This is a genomic window from Polaribacter butkevichii, assembly GCF_038024105.1.
Taxonomy (GTDB): domain Bacteria; phylum Bacteroidota; class Bacteroidia; order Flavobacteriales; family Flavobacteriaceae; genus Polaribacter; species Polaribacter butkevichii.
On sequence record NZ_CP150661.1, the window covers coordinates 1,135,001 to 1,153,044 of the forward strand.

12 protein-coding genes, 2 tRNA genes and 2 rRNA genes (1 of these 16 cut by a window edge) are annotated in these 18,044 nt (G+C 31.8%); 1 reads left to right on the top strand and 15 read right to left on the bottom strand.

The features are described 5' to 3' along the window. From WG951_RS04570 to WG951_RS04600, 7 genes are all read right to left on the bottom strand, one after another. Positions 1-386 (bottom strand): 23S ribosomal RNA (locus WG951_RS04570); it reaches 2,500 nt to the left of the window's first position. 213 nt (positions 387-599) lie between these two features. Beyond that, positions 600-676, bottom strand: a tRNA-Ala gene (locus tag WG951_RS04575). 82 nt (positions 677-758) lie between these two features. Continuing rightward, a tRNA-Ile gene (locus WG951_RS04580) sits at positions 759-832 on the bottom strand. A gap of 84 nt (positions 833-916) precedes the next feature. Beyond that, positions 917-2,434: ribosomal RNA gene (locus WG951_RS04585) — 16S ribosomal RNA — on the bottom strand. The 16S and 23S rRNA genes sit together here with 2 tRNA genes alongside, the layout of an rRNA operon. A gap of 1,296 nt (positions 2,435-3,730) precedes the next feature. Continuing rightward, positions 3,731-4,468, bottom strand: a complete 738-nt coding sequence (locus WG951_RS04590) for a DUF4294 domain-containing protein (protein ID WP_105049018.1) — start codon at positions 4,466-4,468, stop codon at positions 3,731-3,733. A gap of 88 nt (positions 4,469-4,556) precedes the next feature. Beyond that, complete coding sequence (gene ligA, locus WG951_RS04595) at positions 4,557-6,554, bottom strand: NAD-dependent DNA ligase LigA (RefSeq protein ID WP_105049019.1); 1,998 nt, start codon at positions 6,552-6,554, stop codon at positions 4,557-4,559. A gap of 14 nt (positions 6,555-6,568) precedes the next feature. Next, positions 6,569-7,084 (bottom strand): hypothetical protein, encoded by a 516-nt coding sequence (locus WG951_RS04600; RefSeq protein WP_105049020.1) that lies wholly within the window; start codon positions 7,082-7,084, stop codon positions 6,569-6,571. A gap of 240 nt (positions 7,085-7,324) precedes the next feature. On the opposite strand from WG951_RS04600, the gene WG951_RS04605 reads away from it, so the two are divergent. Next, on the top strand, positions 7,325-7,999 hold the full coding sequence (locus tag WG951_RS04605; protein ID WP_340915629.1) for a hypothetical protein: 675 nt from the start codon (positions 7,325-7,327) through the stop codon (positions 7,997-7,999). Between the two features lie 114 nt (positions 8,000-8,113). On the opposite strand, the gene WG951_RS04610 is transcribed toward WG951_RS04605, so the two are convergent. The 8 genes from WG951_RS04610 to WG951_RS04645 form a co-directional block, all read right to left on the bottom strand. Then, positions 8,114-8,461: a hypothetical protein gene (locus WG951_RS04610; RefSeq protein WP_105049021.1), complete on the bottom strand. Its 348-nt coding sequence runs from the start codon at positions 8,459-8,461 to the stop codon at positions 8,114-8,116. Positions 8,462-8,785: 324 nt separating this feature from the next. Then, on the bottom strand, positions 8,786-10,228 hold the full coding sequence (locus WG951_RS04615) for a glyceraldehyde-3-phosphate dehydrogenase (protein ID WP_105049022.1): 1,443 nt from the start codon (positions 10,226-10,228) through the stop codon (positions 8,786-8,788). Between the two features lie 176 nt (positions 10,229-10,404). Next, positions 10,405-10,971: a hypothetical protein gene (locus WG951_RS04620; protein WP_105049023.1), complete on the bottom strand. Its 567-nt coding sequence runs from the start codon at positions 10,969-10,971 to the stop codon at positions 10,405-10,407. A 45-nt stretch (positions 10,972-11,016) separates the two neighbouring features. Then, positions 11,017-12,588, bottom strand: a complete 1,572-nt coding sequence (locus WG951_RS04625; protein ID WP_105049024.1) for a helicase HerA-like domain-containing protein — start codon at positions 12,586-12,588, stop codon at positions 11,017-11,019. A gap of 70 nt (positions 12,589-12,658) precedes the next feature. Further along, positions 12,659-14,743: a hypothetical protein gene (locus tag WG951_RS04630; RefSeq protein ID WP_146105268.1), complete on the bottom strand. Its 2,085-nt coding sequence runs from the start codon at positions 14,741-14,743 to the stop codon at positions 12,659-12,661. Positions 14,744-14,888: 145 nt separating this feature from the next. Next, positions 14,889-15,890, bottom strand: a complete 1,002-nt coding sequence (locus tag WG951_RS04635) for a DHH family phosphoesterase (RefSeq protein ID WP_105049026.1) — start codon at positions 15,888-15,890, stop codon at positions 14,889-14,891. Between the two features lie 137 nt (positions 15,891-16,027). Then, entirely contained in the window at positions 16,028-16,951 is a 924-nt protein-coding gene (locus WG951_RS04640; RefSeq protein WP_105049027.1) for a leucine-rich repeat domain-containing protein, read from the bottom strand. Beyond that, positions 16,944-17,852 carry a hypothetical protein gene (locus WG951_RS04645; protein ID WP_105049028.1) on the bottom strand — a complete coding sequence of 303 codons (909 nt, stop codon included), beginning with the start codon at positions 17,850-17,852 and terminating at the stop codon, positions 16,944-16,946. The genes WG951_RS04640 and WG951_RS04645 overlap by 8 nt, the downstream gene beginning before the upstream one ends. Between the last annotated feature and the right edge of the window lie 192 nt (positions 17,853-18,044).

Below are 18,044 nucleotides of genomic sequence, written 5' to 3' on the forward strand. Positions count from 1 at the left end.
CACTATCTTAAATTTGCTTACTTTTACGGGACTATCACCCTCTATGGTCTGTCTTTCCAAACAGTTCTAATTCACTTATCTTCGAATATCGTGGCCCTACAACCCCAAAATTGCCGTAACAACTTTGGTTTGGGCTAATCCGCGTTCGCTCGCCACTACTAACGGAATCACTATTGTTTTCTCTTCCTCCGGTTACTTAGATGTTTCAGTTCACCGGGTTTACCCCACTTACGTGGTGACATGTCTTCAACATGACGGGTTGCCCCATTCGGATATCTACGGATCAAAAGGTATGTGCCCCTCCCCGTAGCTTTTCGCAGCTTATCACGTCCTTCGTCGTCTCTGAGAGCCTAGGCATCCGCCATACGCCCTTACTTAACTTATTGTACTTTTTGCTGTAGAATTGCTTCTACAATGAACTCTTTTATATTTTTATAAAAAAATTTTTGATTAGATAAATCTAATCGTTCTCTATCTATTTGATTCTTACGATATCATTTTACCAATATGTCAATGAACTTTCTTTCAATTAAACAATTATCAGTTAACAATTATCAATACAAAATTGATCAATGTTAAACGGTCATTGTTAATTGACCTGGTGGAGAATATCGGAGTCGAACCGATGACCTCTTGCGTGCAAGGCAAGCGCTCTAGCCAGCTGAGCTAATCCCCCATTATGAAATTCAGAATAAATCCTAAATTATGAATGTAGAATCCTCTTACTTCCAGAATTTCCTTAGTATTTTAGTTATTTGTAGTCCCGGGCAGACTCGAACTGCCGACCTCTACATTATCAGTGTAGCGCTCTAACCAGCTGAGCTACGAGACTAGAATAGCTTAATACTTTTTTATTTTAAAATTAACAGCAAAGAGTAAAAAAAACCTTTTTTTGTAACTCACCATCTTTCTCTAGAAAGGAGGTGTTCCAGCCGCACCTTCCGGTACGGCTACCTTGTTACGACTTAGCCCTAGTTACCAGTTTTACCCTAGGCGGCTCCTTGCGGTGACCGACTTCAGGCACTCCCAGCTTCCATGGCTTGACGGGCGGTGTGTACAAGGCCCGGGAACGTATTCACCGGATCATGGCTGATATCCGATTACTAGCGATTCCAGCTTCACGGAGTCGAGTTGCAGACTCCGATCCGAACTGTGATATGGTTTATAGATTCGCTCTCTGTTGCCAGATGGCTGCTCATTGTCCATACCATTGTAGCACGTGTGTGGCCCAGGACGTAAGGGCCGTGATGATTTGACGTCATCCCCACCTTCCTCACTACTTGCGTAGGCAGTCTCGTTAGAGTCCCCATCATAACATGCTGGCAACTAACGACAGGGGTTGCGCTCGTTATAGGACTTAACCTGACACCTCACGGCACGAGCTGACGACAACCATGCAGCACCTTGTAATCTGTCCGAAGAAAACTCTATCTCTAAAGCTGTCAGACTACATTTAAGCCCTGGTAAGGTTCCTCGCGTATCATCGAATTAAACCACATGCTCCACCGCTTGTGCGGGCCCCCGTCAATTCCTTTGAGTTTCAGTCTTGCGACCGTACTCCCCAGGTGGGATACTTATCACTTTCGCTTAGTCACTGAGCTAATGCCCAACAACTAGTATCCATCGTTTACGGCGTGGACTACCAGGGTATCTAATCCTGTTCGCTCCCCACGCTTTCGTCCCTCAGCGTCAGTACATACGTAGTAGACTGCCTTCGCAATCGGTATTCTGTGTAATATCTATGCATTTCACCGCTACACTACACATTCTATCTACTTCCATATGACTCAAGTCAACCAGTATCAAAGGCAGTTCCATAGTTGAGCTATGGGATTTCACCTCTGACTTAATCGACCGCCTGCGGACCCTTTAAACCCAATGATTCCGGATAACGCTCGGACCCTCCGTATTACCGCGGCTGCTGGCACGGAGTTAGCCGGTCCTTATTCTTACAGTACCGTCAAGCTGGTATACATACCAGTGTTTCTTCCTGTATAAAAGCAGTTTACAACCCATAGGGCAGTCTTCCTGCACGCGGCATGGCTGGGTCAGAGTTGCCTCCATTGCCCAATATTCCTCACTGCTGCCTCCCGTAGGAGTCTGGTCCGTGTCTCAGTACCAGTGTGGGGGATCTCCCTCTCAGGACCCCTACCTATCACAGTCATGGTAAGCCGTTACCTTACCATCTAACTAATAGGACGCATAGCCATCTTTTACCAATAAATCTTTAATTAATTAATCATGCGATTAATCAATACTATGGAGCATTAATCTTCATTTCTAAAGGCTATTCTCCAGTAAAAGGTAGGTTCTATACGCGTTACGCACCCGTGCGCCGGTCGTCATCTGTGCAAGCACAATGTTACCCCTCGACTTGCATGTGTTAAGCCTGCCGCTAGCGTTCATCCTGAGCCAGGATCAAACTCTTCATTGTATATTTTAAATATTTTAATGAATAAGTTTCAAAAGAATTTTACATTAATCTAATAATGTGGTTATTCTACTCTTTAATTACGCTGTCAATTTCAATATTTTCAATGAACTGTGCCGAGTCGGCACCGACAAGTCATAAAACTCAATCTTTACCTTTAACTCAACTTTGTAGAAATGTTAGAATCGAACTAACTAATCGTTTTAATGATTATTCCAAATTTTCTCTGATCGTTTTGCTGTATTTCTTAGCGGCTGCAAACATACAAACTATTTCTAATCTGACAATAAAAAAATAAACTTTTTTTTATTTTATTTTACCTGTAAAAAAACACTGAACTTTTTGCCGAAATTTTCGGACTGCAAACATACAACGTTTTTTACAAACCAACCTAATAAAAATTAAAGTTTTTTTTGATAAAATTTTTGCAAATTTACCGGTTTAACTCCTTAATTTTCACTCGATTTACAAACTCTCAATGAACGTGACTAACAAACTAATATTGCTGTTAGCGGCTGCAAACTTACAACACATTTTTAATCTAACAACTATTTTTTAACCCTTTTTTTTTGTTTATTTTACATACTTCTCCTAATTATTTTGTTTCTAGTAAGTTACATGAAATATTTTTTTGTTATTTTTTTAAGGTTATTGGGTTTTATCTGGGTTTTGGGGATAATTGCTACTTTTTACAACATAAGAACATTAAAAAAAGGAAAGAGTGTCAGCTGAAAATTTAGTCTAAATAGGTTTATTGTACTTTATCTTTTAGATAAAACGACTACTACTCTGGTCAATGTTATCTTTGAAATAGCTTTACCTGGTTACTTGAATTTGTTTTTTTGCTTTTAAATAAAGCCTGTAAATGATTGTTTTTTAATTTTAATACAACGAAAATCGTGAAAAAGGTCTCTTATAGATGAAGTAGAAACTTTGTAAATAGAATTAAATCTAAAAAAAACGGATTACTTGAAAGCTTCGATTTGCTCAGAACCTTAATTTATTAGAAGAAAGGGATTGCTTCGTGCCTCGCAATGACGTTTTTTTATATGAAGAACAAATGGGGTGTCTATTTGTTGAAATTGTTCTTTGTAGGCTTGTTTTCTTCTTGCTACTTACAATTACAGGCTTTGTGTTAGGGATTGAAACGGCATCCTTTTTGCTTTTCGCAAAAAGATATAGTGGAAAGCCCGACCTTTTTTATTCTATAAGTTTATGAGAATTGAAAAAGTGTACCTATATATAAACCCTACTCTTTTTTATATCTCAACAAAAAAAGGGAACACCCAAAGAACAAGTTTAGTTCTTAGATTGTCTAACTTTTCCTTTTTTACGCATTTTTGCAAAAAACAATTTGTATTCTTCTACATTGATTTCTGCCTTTCTTTCTATTATAATTTGAGGAAAATCGAAATTTAACTTAGTTTTTTGAGGTTGGAGTTTTCCGTCTTGAAAAGCGCGTTGCAAAACATCTTCTATTAAAAAATCTTCGTTCTCTGTTTCTGGATGGTATTCGGTTTTAAGAGATAAACTAAAAACATTTGCCGTTGTGTTGTACCAGAAAGCTTTCCATCCGCTTCTTAAGACCTTGATGTTTTGAAATGCCGTTTTACCGGTTTGACGATGAATTAACTTTATAAGAATTCTACCTTCTGTGGTGGTCATCTTTTTAATTTGATCTGTAAACTCGCCTTCTATATATTTTTGAACTAAACGTGTATATTTTCTTTGTGCCCTTTTTGACTCGATTTTTTCTAGCCTTTGGTTTAAAGAGTCTAACCTTTGTGAGGCCAATTGTGCATAAGGGTATGCTTTAAATACTTTTTTACGGAACCATAAATAATACCGAACGTCTTTTTTTGAGTTAAATTTAGGTTTTGGCAACAACGAGAACTCGTTAAGGCTTACTACTAAGGTGTCTCCTGGTTTTACAAAAACATAATCGTCTACATTTATAGGCAGCGAATCTGTTTCTTTTATTTGAGAAAAAGATGCTGCCGTAATTAGTACGATGTATATGTATAGGAGTTTTTTCAAATTTGTATTACTTTATTATAAAGACTTTGTACATAAAAATAGTGGAACGTGTTTTTAATTACCAGAAATTAGCCTCTAAAATTAGAATTTAACTTATTTTGTCTATAAAATCTTGTTCTGAGATAATTGCTATTCCTAAACTTTCTGCTTTGGTTAGTTTTGAAGGTCCCATATTATCGCCGGCAACAATAAAATTTGTTTTTTTAGAGATTGATGAACTTACTTTTCCGCCATTATCTTCAATTGCTTTTTTAAGTTCGGTTCTGCTCATTTGATGAAAAACGCCTGAAACTACAAATATTTGTCCCTGTAATAGTTCTGTTTGATTTTCTAAACTTTCTGCAGAAACTTCTAATTGTACTCCTGATGCTTTTAACCTGTTTATTAAATCGATATTTCCTTCGTTTTTAGAAAAATCTATAATGCTTTGTGCAATTCTATCGCCAATTTCATCTACAGCAATTAATGTTTCTAAATCTGCAGACATTAAATTATCTATGGATTTAAAATGTTTTGCTAACTTTTTAGCTACTGTTTCTCCTACAAAACGTATACCAAGTGCAAATAATACTTTTTCGAACGGAATTTCTTTTGATTTTATAATTCCGTCTATCATATTCTGAGCAGATTTTTCTGCCATTCTTTCTAACGGAATTACTTGTTCTACTGTTAAATCATATAAATCTGCATAGTTTTGAATTAAGCCTTCTTTACGTAACAAATCTACCGTTTCGCCTCCTAAACCATCAATATCCATGGCTTTTCTAGAAATGAAATGCTGAATTCTTCCTGTAATTTGTGGTGCACAACCAAACTCATTAGGGCAATAATGTTTTGCATCGCCTTCTGTTCTTACCAACTCGGTATTACATTCCGGACAATGAGTTGCATATATGGTTGGCACTGAATCTGCTGGTCGTTTTGTTAAGTCTACTGCAATAATTTTAGGAATAATTTCTCCTCCTTTTTCTACAAAAACCGTGTCTCCTACTCTAATATCTAATTTTTCTATTTGATCGGCATTGTGCAACGAAGCCCTTTTAACCGTTGTACCTGCTAATTGTACGGGTTCTAAATTTGCAACCGGAGTTATTGCGCCTGTTCTACCTACTTGATAGGTAATTTCATTTAAAATTGTAGAAACTTGTTCTGCTTTAAACTTATATGCAATTGCCCATCTTGGTGCTTTTGCGGTATAGCCTAACTCGTCTTGCTGATGCAGATTATTTACTTTTATTACAACTCCGTCTGTTTCATACGGTAAATTATGACGTTTGGCATCCCAATTAGTGATGAAATCGAAAACTTGATCTATCGATTTTACCAAAGTGATGGTTTCTGGCACTTTAAAACCAACTTTTCTTGCATTTTCTAAACTCTCAAAATGCGTTTTATATTTGCGTTCTTCTGTTACAACCTGATATAATAAACAATCTAAAGGTCTTTTTGCTACTTCTGTACTGTCTTGTAATTTTAAACTTCCGCTTGCAGTATTTCGAGGGTTTCTATATTCTTCTTCCCCGTTTTCTACACGCTCTTCATTCATTTTATTAAAACCATCTATTGGCAAAATGATTTCTCCCCTCATTTCGAAATTACGGACAAAATCTTTTTTTATACTTAAAGGAATGGAACGAATTGTTTTAATATTAGGCGTTACTTCATCACCTTGAAAACCATCGCCACGAGTTACGGCTTTTACAAATTGTCTGTTTTCGTACGTTAAATTAATAGAAGCTCCATCGAATTTTAACTCGCACGTATATTCTACATCTGTTGTACCTAGAACTTTTTGAATTCTTTCTTCCCAGTCTAACAAATCTTCTTTAGAATACGAATTACTTAAAGAATACATTCTGTTTTTATGGGTAACCGTATTAAAGTTTTTTGTAATGGTACCTCCTACTCTTTGCGTTGGCGAATTTGCATCGAAAAATTCAGGATTTTCTGCTTCTAACTTTTCTAATTCTTTTAGTTTGATATCGAAATCGTAATCTGAAATTGTTGCATTATCTAACACATAATAGTTATAATTATGTGTATTTAATTCATCACGGAGTACTTGTATTTTTTGTTGATTTGTCATTCTTTAATAAAAAATTAATTTTGCTTTTTACCTGTTAAAACACTTACTCCGCTTGGAAAAGGATTACCGGAAGACCTTCTAAATGAAACTATTTGACCTACATGCCAAATAGCATCTGCAATTGGTCCGTTTATAACACACCAAAAAGAAAGCTCTTTATTAGGAAACAATATTTTAAATTGAGAAACATCTTTACTTTCTCTAAGAATAGTACTTGCTTGTAAAAAATTTTCTAAGGTTTTTTTCCTTTTTTCGGTAAAAGTCATGCTTGGTTCTATATCTCCATTTACTTTTATTAAAGTAGCATTTAAAATTCTAATTGATAGATGATAAATATGATCTATTGTTTCTTCTGTTGTTCTTGCTTCTGAATTTGGTTTAAACCCCAAATCTGCTACTGATAAATTTTCTGTTGCCCAATAATATCTAAAACCTAACCCATCTACCATTCTACTTACTGATGTACCAGCTGTATATTCTAACGCTGGTTCTGGTATTTGATAATATGGTAGTTTTTCTTTAAATATCATTTTGTAAAAGTGCTAAATTAGACTGGTAAAAATAGTGAAAAGAGACCTTGAAACAAAGGTTTGTTTTATCAAAAAAAAAAAACAAATGCAAACCTTGTAAATACATTAGAAAACTTAGGTTTCTATAAAGATTAAAGACTACTAATTATGGTTACTGTTACAACAAAAAATAACATAACTTTATATAAAAATACTTGTGTTTAAAAGGAAGAAGCTGTAATTTGTATAGGCATTCAAAAAATGAATAGAAAAATGAAATACGCTATAAAAATACACAAAATTTCTACAGTTGATGACTTAGAAAACTCTTGGAGTATTGAAGATTACAAAGAACTTTTAGTACGTTTTGATTTTGCAAATGATGACGTAAACGAGATTAAAGAGTTAAGAGAATTACTTTTTATGGCAATTACAGACAAAGAACCAAATGAAGCTGCCGCAATTGTGCTAGATTATAAATTAGGCAATGTTTTAAACGAAGGTCAGATTGACTCTCTTTCTTACGAAATGTTGGTTGATAAGATTTCTGAAGAATACCCTAAAATTGGCTTACACAAAACCCTTTTTATTATAAATCAGCTTTTGTATAAGGCTTTTAATGGAAAGTTTCCTAACACAAAAGCAACCATTGTAGATTTTGAAATAACTCCTTCTAGAAATGCAGAAACTACAATTACAAAAGAAATTGTTTTGAAGTGTTTTGCTCAAAATTTAGATAGTCATAATGTAATTATTCGATTATTTGGACAACAACTAAATGCGGAAGAAGCTTTTGTTGAAGCCAATGACATTATTTGGTATTTAGAAAAAAAGGATACTACTTATAGATTGACTACTTCTGATTATTTTATGAGTAGAGAAGAATTTATAAATGAAGAATTTGATGCTAATATTAAATTTTTTGAAGAAGATTAAGTTGAATATCAATTTATGGTTTATACTATATAGGCTACATTAACAAAAAGATACTGGAAAACAAAAAACCAAAACATAGAATAATGTTTTGGTTTTTTGTTTTCTAATTATGTATCACTCTTTTCTTCGCTTCTTTTTTGATTTTCTTAAATATTTATTATGTGCTTTTGCTGTTTTTAAATCTAAGACACCAGTAATTTCTATATCGAAACCTTCTTTTTTTAATAGTTTTTGATACTCTAAAAAAACACGGTCTTTTTCTGCATCAATTGTTAAGTTTCTTGCTTTGTAACAGTCCATTTCTGTCCATAGCTTTTTTTTATTAACGGCTTTATTATAATTAAAGTCTTGTGATGAATGCCTAACATAACACTTACCTGGTTTTGGATTTTTTGGCACATCTAAACTCTGCGCTAGTATAAGACTGGGTAAAAAGAGAAATAAGAAAAGAATGTTTTTCATTATGGATTTTTTTTCAAAAATAAGAAAAAGAAAACGGATGCAGTTTTAAATGGACCTCAGCTTATTTTTGCTACAAGTAGGCAAGTAAAAGATATCGTTTCTAATTGATTACTGCAGCAGGCAAATAATTTTAGCCCTGATTGAATGGCATGTTTGAGCTCTTTTTTATTCCCTTTTTTGGGGATAAAAAAAGCGAGTAGCCTTTCGACTTTGCTCAAGATAAATTCCAGCAGGAAATAGCTTCTAAAAAAACAAAACCCGAAACAACATTGCTTCGGGTTTTTACATTCAATTTTTATTGAACGAACTTGCACTAAGAGACTTTTAATAATAGGTAAACCGCCTTACTTTGGCAATGTGTTTTGCCAAACGCATTACTTGATGAGAATATCCATATTCATTATCGTACCAAACATAAATTACAATGGTTTCTTTGTCTGTAATAGTAGATTTACTATCGAAAATTGCCGGTGCTGTAGCACCAATTATGTCTGATGAAACCAACTCGTTATCTAAAGAATACTTAATTTGTTCTACCAAATCGCCTTCTAAAGCATACTTTTTAATAATGGCATTTACGCGTTCTGTAGAAACCATGGTATTTAATTGTAGGTTTAAAATTGCCAAAGATCCGTTTGGAACCGGAACTCTAATTGCGTTGGATGTAAGTTTGTCTTTTAAAGCAGGTATTGCCTTTGCAACTGCTGCTCCTGCACCGGTTTCTGTAATAACCATATTTAAGGCAGCAGCTCTACCCCTTCTATTTTTACGATGCATATTGTCTACCAAATTTTGGTCGTTTGTGTATGCATGAATGGTTTCTAAATGCCCTTTTAAGATTCCGAAATTATCTTCTAAAACTTTTAAAATTGGCGTAATTGCATTGGTGGTACAAGATGCCGCAGAAAAAATATCTACAGTATCTGGATTGTGCTGTTTGTGATTTACACCGTGCACAATATTAGGAATTCCTTTTCCGGGAGCAGTTAACAAAACTTTGCTTGCTCCTTTAGCTTTTAAATGTCTTGCCAAAGCAACATCATCTCTAAAAGCACCTGTATTGTCTATAATTAAGGCATCTTTAATTCCGTATTTAGTATAATCGATATCTTCTGGACTATTTGCAGAAATTAAGTGAACCGTTGTACCATTTATAATTAATGCATTGTGTTCTACATCTATTTCTACGGTTCCTAAAAAATCTCCGTGTACAGAATCTATCCTTAATAAAGAGGCTCTTTTTTCTAAAACTTCTTTATTAATTTCGCCACGAGTAACAATAGCTCTTAATCGTAATTGAGAACCTTTACCCATTTTAGACATGAGTTCTCTTGCCAATAAACGACCAATTCTACCAAACCCATATAAAACTACATCTTTGGGTTGAATATCTTCTGACTCTGTGGCTCCTTTTAATTTGTTACTTACAAAGGCAACTTTGTCCTCACACTTTTTAGGGCTTAAATGACATTCGTACGCTAATTTACCAATATCTAATTTAGACGATGGCAGGTCTAATTGTTGTATTGCTTTTGCAATATCTAACGCATCGTAAATAGAAATGGGTTTGCTTACAAACTCTTTTGCATAGTTTATTAGTTTTAAAACTTCGCTTGCTCTTTTATCTACCAAAGGATTTCTAAAAAGAACTAACTCTATCGCTTTATCGTACCATAAATCGTTTACAATAGTTATAAACTCTACCGTAGCTCTTCTATTTTGAGCTTGCTCTATAACTTCTTCTTCGTAATTTAAAATTGTTGACATTGTATATCTAAATATAAATTTCGAGCAAAAGTATTTCTTTTTTACAGAATACGAAATCGATTTCGTAAAGTTTTCGTAAATAAAAAAAACTCAAGAATGATATCATCAACCTTGAGTTTTTTATTTGTTACAGTTTATAAATTACGGTAACAGTATGTGTATTATTACAATAGCAACTAATTAAACCAAACGATAAATGATTTCATTTTTGCTAAATCTGGTATTTGTTCTTTTGTAACTTTTTGAGTATTAAATTCTTTTAACCCTAATTCTTCTTTATCTATTGCAATTGTAGCATTTAAATCGTCTATAAATAAGGTTGCAGAAGAAAATGTAGACTCTATTCTATTAATATTATTGTTTGCATTTATTTCTGAAAAACTAGAGTTGATATTGATGCCCGAAGCTGTTTTAAAACGTGCATCATGAATTTCAATACTTTTTATAGTTGATGTAGAATCTAATTGTTCTTTAGGTAAAATAGTTAACAACAACTTTCCTCCTTTTTCAAAAATAAAATATTCATCATCTTCTTGAAAATAGTTATCTCCTTGTGCACCTTCACTTAAATTCTTTACAATAGAATCATTCTTAAAAATAGTACTTAAATCTTTCATTGTAGTAGTCGTTGTAATCTCGCCTACTTTTCCTTTTTCTATTTTAAACTTATTATTGTTACTACAACTAATTATAAATAATGAGAATGCGATTACTATAATTGGTAAGATATTTTTTTTAATCATTTTTTTATTTTTATGCTTTGTTTAAACGTTAATTCTACTGTTTTGTTATTTCATTACTTTTTTTAAGATTCCGAATGCAGCTCTAATAAAAGTAGCACTTGTTAATACTTTTATCAATGGATTCTGTGCAGTGCTTCGTCTTCTAGAAGAGCTTCTACTGGCTCTTTCTTCTCTTTGTCTTTCCTTTTCTTTTTCTTTCGCTATTTTTTCTCTTTCTTTTTCATCTGCCTCTGCTTGTATGGCTTTAGCTTCTGCAAGATTTACTTTTTCTATCTTTTTGTTTAATAATTCGTAAGCACTTTCTCTATCTAAGTTTTCGTTATACTTATAAAAAAGACGCGAATTGTTAATTACATTTTTTAACTCTTTGTCTGTTAAAACATCCATTCTACTCATTGGAGCGCGCAACATGGTTCTTGCCAACGGAGTTGGAATTCCTTTTTCATTTAAAACGGATACAAATGCTTCTCCAATACCTAATTGTGTTAATACCTCTTTGGTATCGTAATATTCTGAACTTGGGTAATTCTCTGCCGCCAATTTAATTGCTTTTCTATCTTTTGCAGTAAAAGCTCTTAAGGCATGCTGAATTTTTAATCCCAATTGTGCTAAAATATCTTCTGGCACATCTTTTGGATTTTGTGTTACAAAATACAAGCCAATTCCTTTAGAACGAATTAATTTTACAATACTTTCTATTTGATTTAATAGGGCTTTAGAGGCTTCTTCAAACACCAAATGTGCCTCATCTATAAAGATTACCAGCTCTGGTTTTCCGCTATCTCCTTGTTCTGGAAAAGTTTCATATACCTCTGCTAATAACTGCAACATAAAGGTTGAAAACAACTTGGGTTTGTCTTGTATGTCTGTTAAACGCAATACAGAGATAATTCCTTTTCCGTCTTCATCTGTTCTTGTTAAATCTTCTACTTCAAAAGATTTTTCTCCGAAGAATAAATCGCCACCTTGTTGCTCTATTTCTACAATTTTACGCAGTATTGCTCCTGTTGAGGAAGATGAAATTCGCCCATATTCAGCTTGAATTTCTTCTTTACCTTCATTGGTAACGTATTGTAATACTTTTTTAAAATCTTTAATATCTAAAAGTGCATATTTATTGTCATCACAATATTTAAAAATGATGGCTACAATTCCGCTTTGTGTTTCTGTTAAATCTAAAATTCTTGATAATAAAACTGGTCCGAATTCTGATACCGTTGCACGCATTCTTGTTCCGTCTTGTTCAGAAATGGTAAGTACTTCTATCGGAAATTTTTGTGCCGTAAACGGAAAGCCAATTTTTGCATGACGTTCGTCTATTTTTGCGTGTCCTGGACTTGGTTGTGCTAAACCAGAAAGATCTCCTTTAATATCCATTAACAACACAGGAATTCCTTTTTCTGATAAGTTTTCTGCTAAAACTTGTAGTGTTTTCGTTTTTCCTGTTCCGGTTGCACCTGCTATTAAACCATGCCTATTCAATGTTTTAAGCGGTATTTTCACCAATGCATCTGTGATGGTTTCTTCTCCTAACATTGCGGCACCTAATGCAATAAAATCGCCTTTGGTTTTATAACCGTTATTGATGTACTCAAAAAATTCTTCCTTCTGACTCATTTAATACTAAATTTTGATAAAAATAATCAAAGTTTAATTGTTAGGAAATTATTTAAAGATTTTGTTTTACTTATTTAATAACTTCTACAAAAATACCTGGTGAATCATAGATAGTAAAGCCATAAGAACTTCTATTAGGAAAACTAGTAGATAAACTAATTATATTACCAAATTCATCTTCCATTACAAAATTTGGATATCCTTTTGTGGTTAAAGTCGTAGTCGTTTTATCTTGAATATTATAAATAATCAATTCTTTTTTATAATCTTCACCTTGTCCTGTTAGGCTAACAACATTATTTGTTCCATAAATTTCTGTTCCTGATAAATTAAAATTTAAGGTTGTTTTTGGTATTGAATAATTTAAAACCTTAGAAAAATTAACAGAAGAATACATTGTATTTCTCTTTTTATTAAGAATTAAATTATTGTTTACGGTAACATCACTATTATAATCAAATTTTAAAGGGATTTCTTTGATCCCATTATTTGTAATTCCTCCATTGGCAGTTATTGAATAATGGATAGCTCTACCTTCATTATTATGACTTAAAAGGATGTTGTTCTTATCTAGTTTTGAAATTTCATAATTCCAACTTCCTTGATGTTCTGAAAAATGTGGTTTCTCATCAATTTTTACAAATTCTTCTCCATTTCTTTTGTAGGTAAAAACATCATCGTTATCTGATAAAATCCAGATATCATTCTCTAAATAATTAAAACTATTTATTGATACATAATCTGGCTTTAAAGAATATTTAAAATTTAAAGTTTCATCATCATACACCCATAAATCTCCAGATTGTTGAAAAATAAGCTCTTTTCCATAACCAGAATCAACCAACCTCATCTCTACATCAGTAGACGTTGTTGGAAGTTTAAAGGCCTCTGCACTAATTTTATTTGTTATGTAATTATATTTCAATAATCGATAACCGTTATTTTCTGTTTTTCCATAGAAAAAGAATGATTGTTCTTTTGCATCAAAACTTAAAAACCGTATATCTCTTAAATCTAATATTTCTGGTCTAATAAAGTTAGTTTCTATCATAGACCTAGCATCATATAAATTACTAATATTACCAAATATATTATGGACATAAATCGAATAAATAGGATTATTTATATACGGAGGATGCTCATCTATAAACGAAGTTGTATTTATATCTGTAATTATTTTTACACTTTCTATATTAGGGCTAGAATTTTCATTTTGATCTTGAACTCTAATCTCGTAATGAGAAAAATAATAACCATCATACTTTTCCCAAGATAGCGTTATCTTATTATCTGCTACTGATGCATTTTTAAAATCCACATTGTCCGGATAAATAAATTCTGAATTCACATACCTTCCTTCGCTTTCTCCTAAAAGACCTTTGTTTGTATAAATTTTTAAAAAATAACACGATTCATTACCGTTTAAAGGGGTTTCGTCTATAAAATAATTTTCATCAACATTTGTAATTGTTTTAATTAATTCTGCTGAATTTAAATTACAATTTTCACCACTTCTATAAATCTCATATTTTACAAATGTATTGTAGCCTTTGTACTTATCCCAACCAAATTCTATGTGATCATCAAAAGGTTCATTATTTTTTCTTTGAAAAGTATATGTATAAATATCCATTTCATTTGATGGTACATATTTAAGAGCTGTAAAAGTATATTTCTCTTTAACACTATCTCCATCTAAGTCTAAATAAACTATAAAAATAAAAGTATTGTTATTAATGCTTTTTATTTTTATAGTTTCAGATTCATTATTATCTAAAGTACTTACTTTAATGATACCTTCATTTAAAGTCCACCTTGATTTTGATTTTGTTGGTAAACATGTATTCGATTCTTGAAAAACAAATTCTTCATAAAAACCACTTTCATTATAAATAAAAAAATCTCTACCACATTCTTCTGTAGTTGCAGGTACGCTAGCATCAACACCATTACCTTCCACGCTATAAATAGACCAAATTCCTGCAAGATCTTCTTTTTTAGCATCAATTTGTATTTCATCTTCTTCAGAAAGAGAATCATCCTCACTACTACAAGAAATAGTTAACGTTAATAATATTAATATTAAAAAGTTGAAAATTATTTTCGTTTTATTCCTCAATATAAAACGTTCTAAAGAGATAAATTTCTTAATCATTTCTAACATATTTTTGTTAAAAATAAACAAAGTTGAAGAAATGTGATTTGTTTTTTAGGTTTTGTTAAAAATACATATAAAAAAAGAGGATTAACTTTATAGTTAAACCTCTTTCTAATATTATAAATTTCTTTGAAAATTATTCTTATTTCTTAAAATATTCAGGAATCAATCCTTTTAATTTTTCTAAAGTTTCATCTACAGTTAAATCACTCATACCACCAGCAGCATTTGCATGTCCACCTCCATTAAAATGCTCTTTTGCGAACATATTTACCGGGTTTTCAGCACCCTTAGATCGAAAAGAAATTTTCATTATTCCATCTCTTTCTGTAAATACAATAGCAGCTTTCATTCCTTTTATTGATAAAACCAAGTTTGCCAAACTATCTGTATCTCCTTTTTTATACTGATATTTTGCCAATTCTTCTTTAGATAAAGAAATAATTGCCACATTATAATCGTATAAAATTTCTAATTTCTCACTCATTGCATATCCTTGTAAACGCAAACGAGTTTCTGTATTATTGTCACTTAATTTTTCGTGAATTAAATGATGTTCTACGCCTGCTGCTAATATTTTAGCTAAAACCTCGTGTGTTCTTGGTTTTACAGAATTGAATCTAAAACTACCTGTATCTGTTAAAATTCCTAAATATAAAGGGGTTCCTATTTTTTCATCTAACAACTCTAAATGACCAGACTCTTCTATTAAATCTACAATTAATTGTGATGTTGAAGATGCTGTAGTTTCAGAAACCGTGATTGTAGGAAATTCTTCTGGATTTAAATGATGATCTATCATTATTTTCTTACAAGTTGCTGCTTCTAACAAAACTTGCATTTCTGGCCCTACTCTATTGGTTGCATTGTAATCTAAACAGAAAATTAAATCTGCTTTTTGCATTTGTGTTGTAACTTCCTCCGGATTTTCTTCCATTAAAAGAATCAACGAAGTATCTAACCAATCTAAAAAATCGGGTGCTTTATCTGGGTGACAAACAACCGCTTTCTTTCCTAACTTTTCTATAAAATAAAGCAAACCTAAAGAAGAACCTATAGAGTCTCCATCTGCAGATTTGTGTGCTGTAATAACGATGTTTGATGCAGCTTTAATTTCTGCTTCTATTTGTTGGTAAATATTCATGTAGTATGTTTTTCAATTGCAAATACCCAGCAATTGTATTTTTTTTTATGAGGATGCGAAGTTAGGTTTATTATTGTCTAGCCAAAAAACTAATTGAAGTTTAATTATTCATAGATTATTTAATAAACAATTAAAGACTAAAAAGAAGCAATAAAAAAGCCTTTAAAAACTTTTCTCCACTTTATTTTATCAGAATTTGAAAGTGAATTATTGTCTAAAATGATACTATTTAAAGAATATTTGGCAGTAGAAAAAACTTCTGAAATAGTAGAAATTTCGCAATTATTAATATGTAAAAGCATTAAACTAGGCATTTTAATAAGCTCTTTTGGCAACTCCTTAAACTTATTATAACCTGCATGAAGTACCCTTATTTTTTTTAGGTTTTCCATTGTTTTAGGCAATCCGACTAAATGATTATGCTCTAAATACAAATTATTTAAAGATGTTATTGTTCCAATTTCATTGGATAATTTTTTGATATTATTCTCGGTTAACCACAAAGAACGCAATTTTGGCAATTTTGATAAAGTTGTAAACTTAGTTGAAGTACCTAGTTGATTGTAAGATAAATTAAGACTAGAAATCGTCTTGATTTCAGTAATATTAATTGGTAACTTTTCTAAATTATTGTGTTGTAAATTCAAGAATTCAATTGGTAAAGAACCTAATAATTCCAACGTTTCTTCCAAATTAATATTCGGATTCTTATTTAATGATAAATGTTTTAAATTCTTAAATCGTACAATTGATTTTGGTATACTTTTTAAATCTAAACTATCTAAAATAAGGACTTCTAATTTTTCTGGATTCGGAATTTCACTAAAAGTTTCTTTTAAGTTTAACGAAATGTTTCCTGCAAGATTTAGCATTCTTAACTCTGTAAGTTTATTTAGTTTTTCTGGTGCAACTTTTAAAAACTGATTGCTTAGATCTAAACGATATAAAGTTTTATAATTTTCTGTTTCTATGGTTGTAAAAGTCGTTCCGAAAGAGCGTTTGTACGTATTACAACTTTGTAATAAAACGACGAATACAATATATATTAAAACCTTATTCATTTGTATTTTGGGTATTAATACTAGTATTAAATTCTAAAAACAGCTTATCTTTTTCACTTACATTCCAAGGAAAACGAGGGTTTAAGCCAAAACTATCATGCAATGTGTTTTGCACAAAGGCACCCAATTTCTGTGAATTTACCCCTGCTTTTAAAAATCCTGAAAAGGAATCATTTTGATAACCGCCAAAAACATACAAATTGGCATAAAAAAGGTTTTTATAAGGAGCTTTTGTGTACCAAACATTTTTACTTTCATCATCTGAATTCATCAAATTATTTGGCGTTTTGCTATAATCTTGCAATGGAGTAAACAACGAAACAGCCATACCAACATGAACTATTTCTTTAGGATTAACAACCCTACTGTAGCTCAGTTTTAGCATTCCTGTTTTTCCAAAATCTGTTCCTTCACCATAAAAAATTTTTCCTGCTCTAAAATCGTTCTTTAACTGAATATTTATAGAACTGCCTTCATCGCTAAAACGCAACAGAAACTTACCTAACCTTTGATTAAAAGTACTTAATTCTTTTGGTAAAAATTCCTTTTCAAACCCAAATCCTATTCCGTAAAAGCGTTGCTTATTTTCTATTGTAGCCAATAAAGGACCATCCTCAAAAAAGGAAGAGCCTAAAAAATTGTTATTGTTTCCTATACCTAATAAAGTAAAAAAATCATACCCAAAATTTAAACCAGAAGTTTTAACCGTATATTTTTTCAATAAATAACCGCTATACAACGCAACACCTGTTTCCATAGATAGGTCATTAAATTGCGCTGTCCCTAAGCCATAAGCACCTAATTTTATTCCTTGGTTTTGATTTCCGAGTTGTATTTGTGCTTTTAATAAGAACCCTAAATTTACTTTGAATGATTGCGAATAAAAATTGGTTGCATTCATTATTAAAATTACAAAAAAAAAGGTTTTTATAATTGCTGGTTTAAAATTGAAAAAAGTGAGAATATTTAAGATAATAAAGGGTTTAATTGGTAATCAAATTTAAGGTATTCATTAACTTATAGCACAAGTTTTTATTATAATTTTCAATTTTTTAATACAATAAATCGACAACTTAATAATTACTTAATTTTG

Coding starts and splice junctions, on each gene's coding strand:
- ligA (WP_105049019.1), bottom strand. CDS start 6,554: ATGACAAATCAACAAAAAATACAAGTACTCCGTGATGAATTAAATACA.
- WG951_RS04600 (WP_105049020.1), bottom strand. CDS start 7,084: ATGATATTTAAAGAAAAACTACCATATTATCAAATACCAGAACCAGCG.
- WG951_RS04605 (WP_340915629.1), top strand. CDS start 7,325: ATGAATAGAAAAATGAAATACGCTATAAAAATACACAAAATTTCTACA.
- WG951_RS04610 (WP_105049021.1), bottom strand. CDS start 8,461: ATGAAAAACATTCTTTTCTTATTTCTCTTTTTACCCAGTCTTATACTA.
- WG951_RS04615 (WP_105049022.1), bottom strand. CDS start 10,228: ATGTCAACAATTTTAAATTACGAAGAAGAAGTTATAGAGCAAGCTCAA.
- WG951_RS04620 (WP_105049023.1), bottom strand. CDS start 10,971: ATGATTAAAAAAAATATCTTACCAATTATAGTAATCGCATTCTCATTA.
- WG951_RS04625 (WP_105049024.1), bottom strand. CDS start 12,588: ATGAGTCAGAAGGAAGAATTTTTTGAGTACATCAATAACGGTTATAAA.
- WG951_RS04630 (WP_146105268.1), bottom strand. CDS start 14,743: ATGATTAAGAAATTTATCTCTTTAGAACGTTTTATATTGAGGAATAAA.
- WG951_RS04635 (WP_105049026.1), bottom strand. CDS start 15,890: ATGAATATTTACCAACAAATAGAAGCAGAAATTAAAGCTGCATCAAAC.
- WG951_RS04640 (WP_105049027.1), bottom strand. CDS start 16,951: ATGAATAAGGTTTTAATATATATTGTATTCGTCGTTTTATTACAAAGT.
- WG951_RS04645 (WP_105049028.1), bottom strand. CDS start 17,852: ATGAATGCAACCAATTTTTATTCGCAATCATTCAAAGTAAATTTAGGG.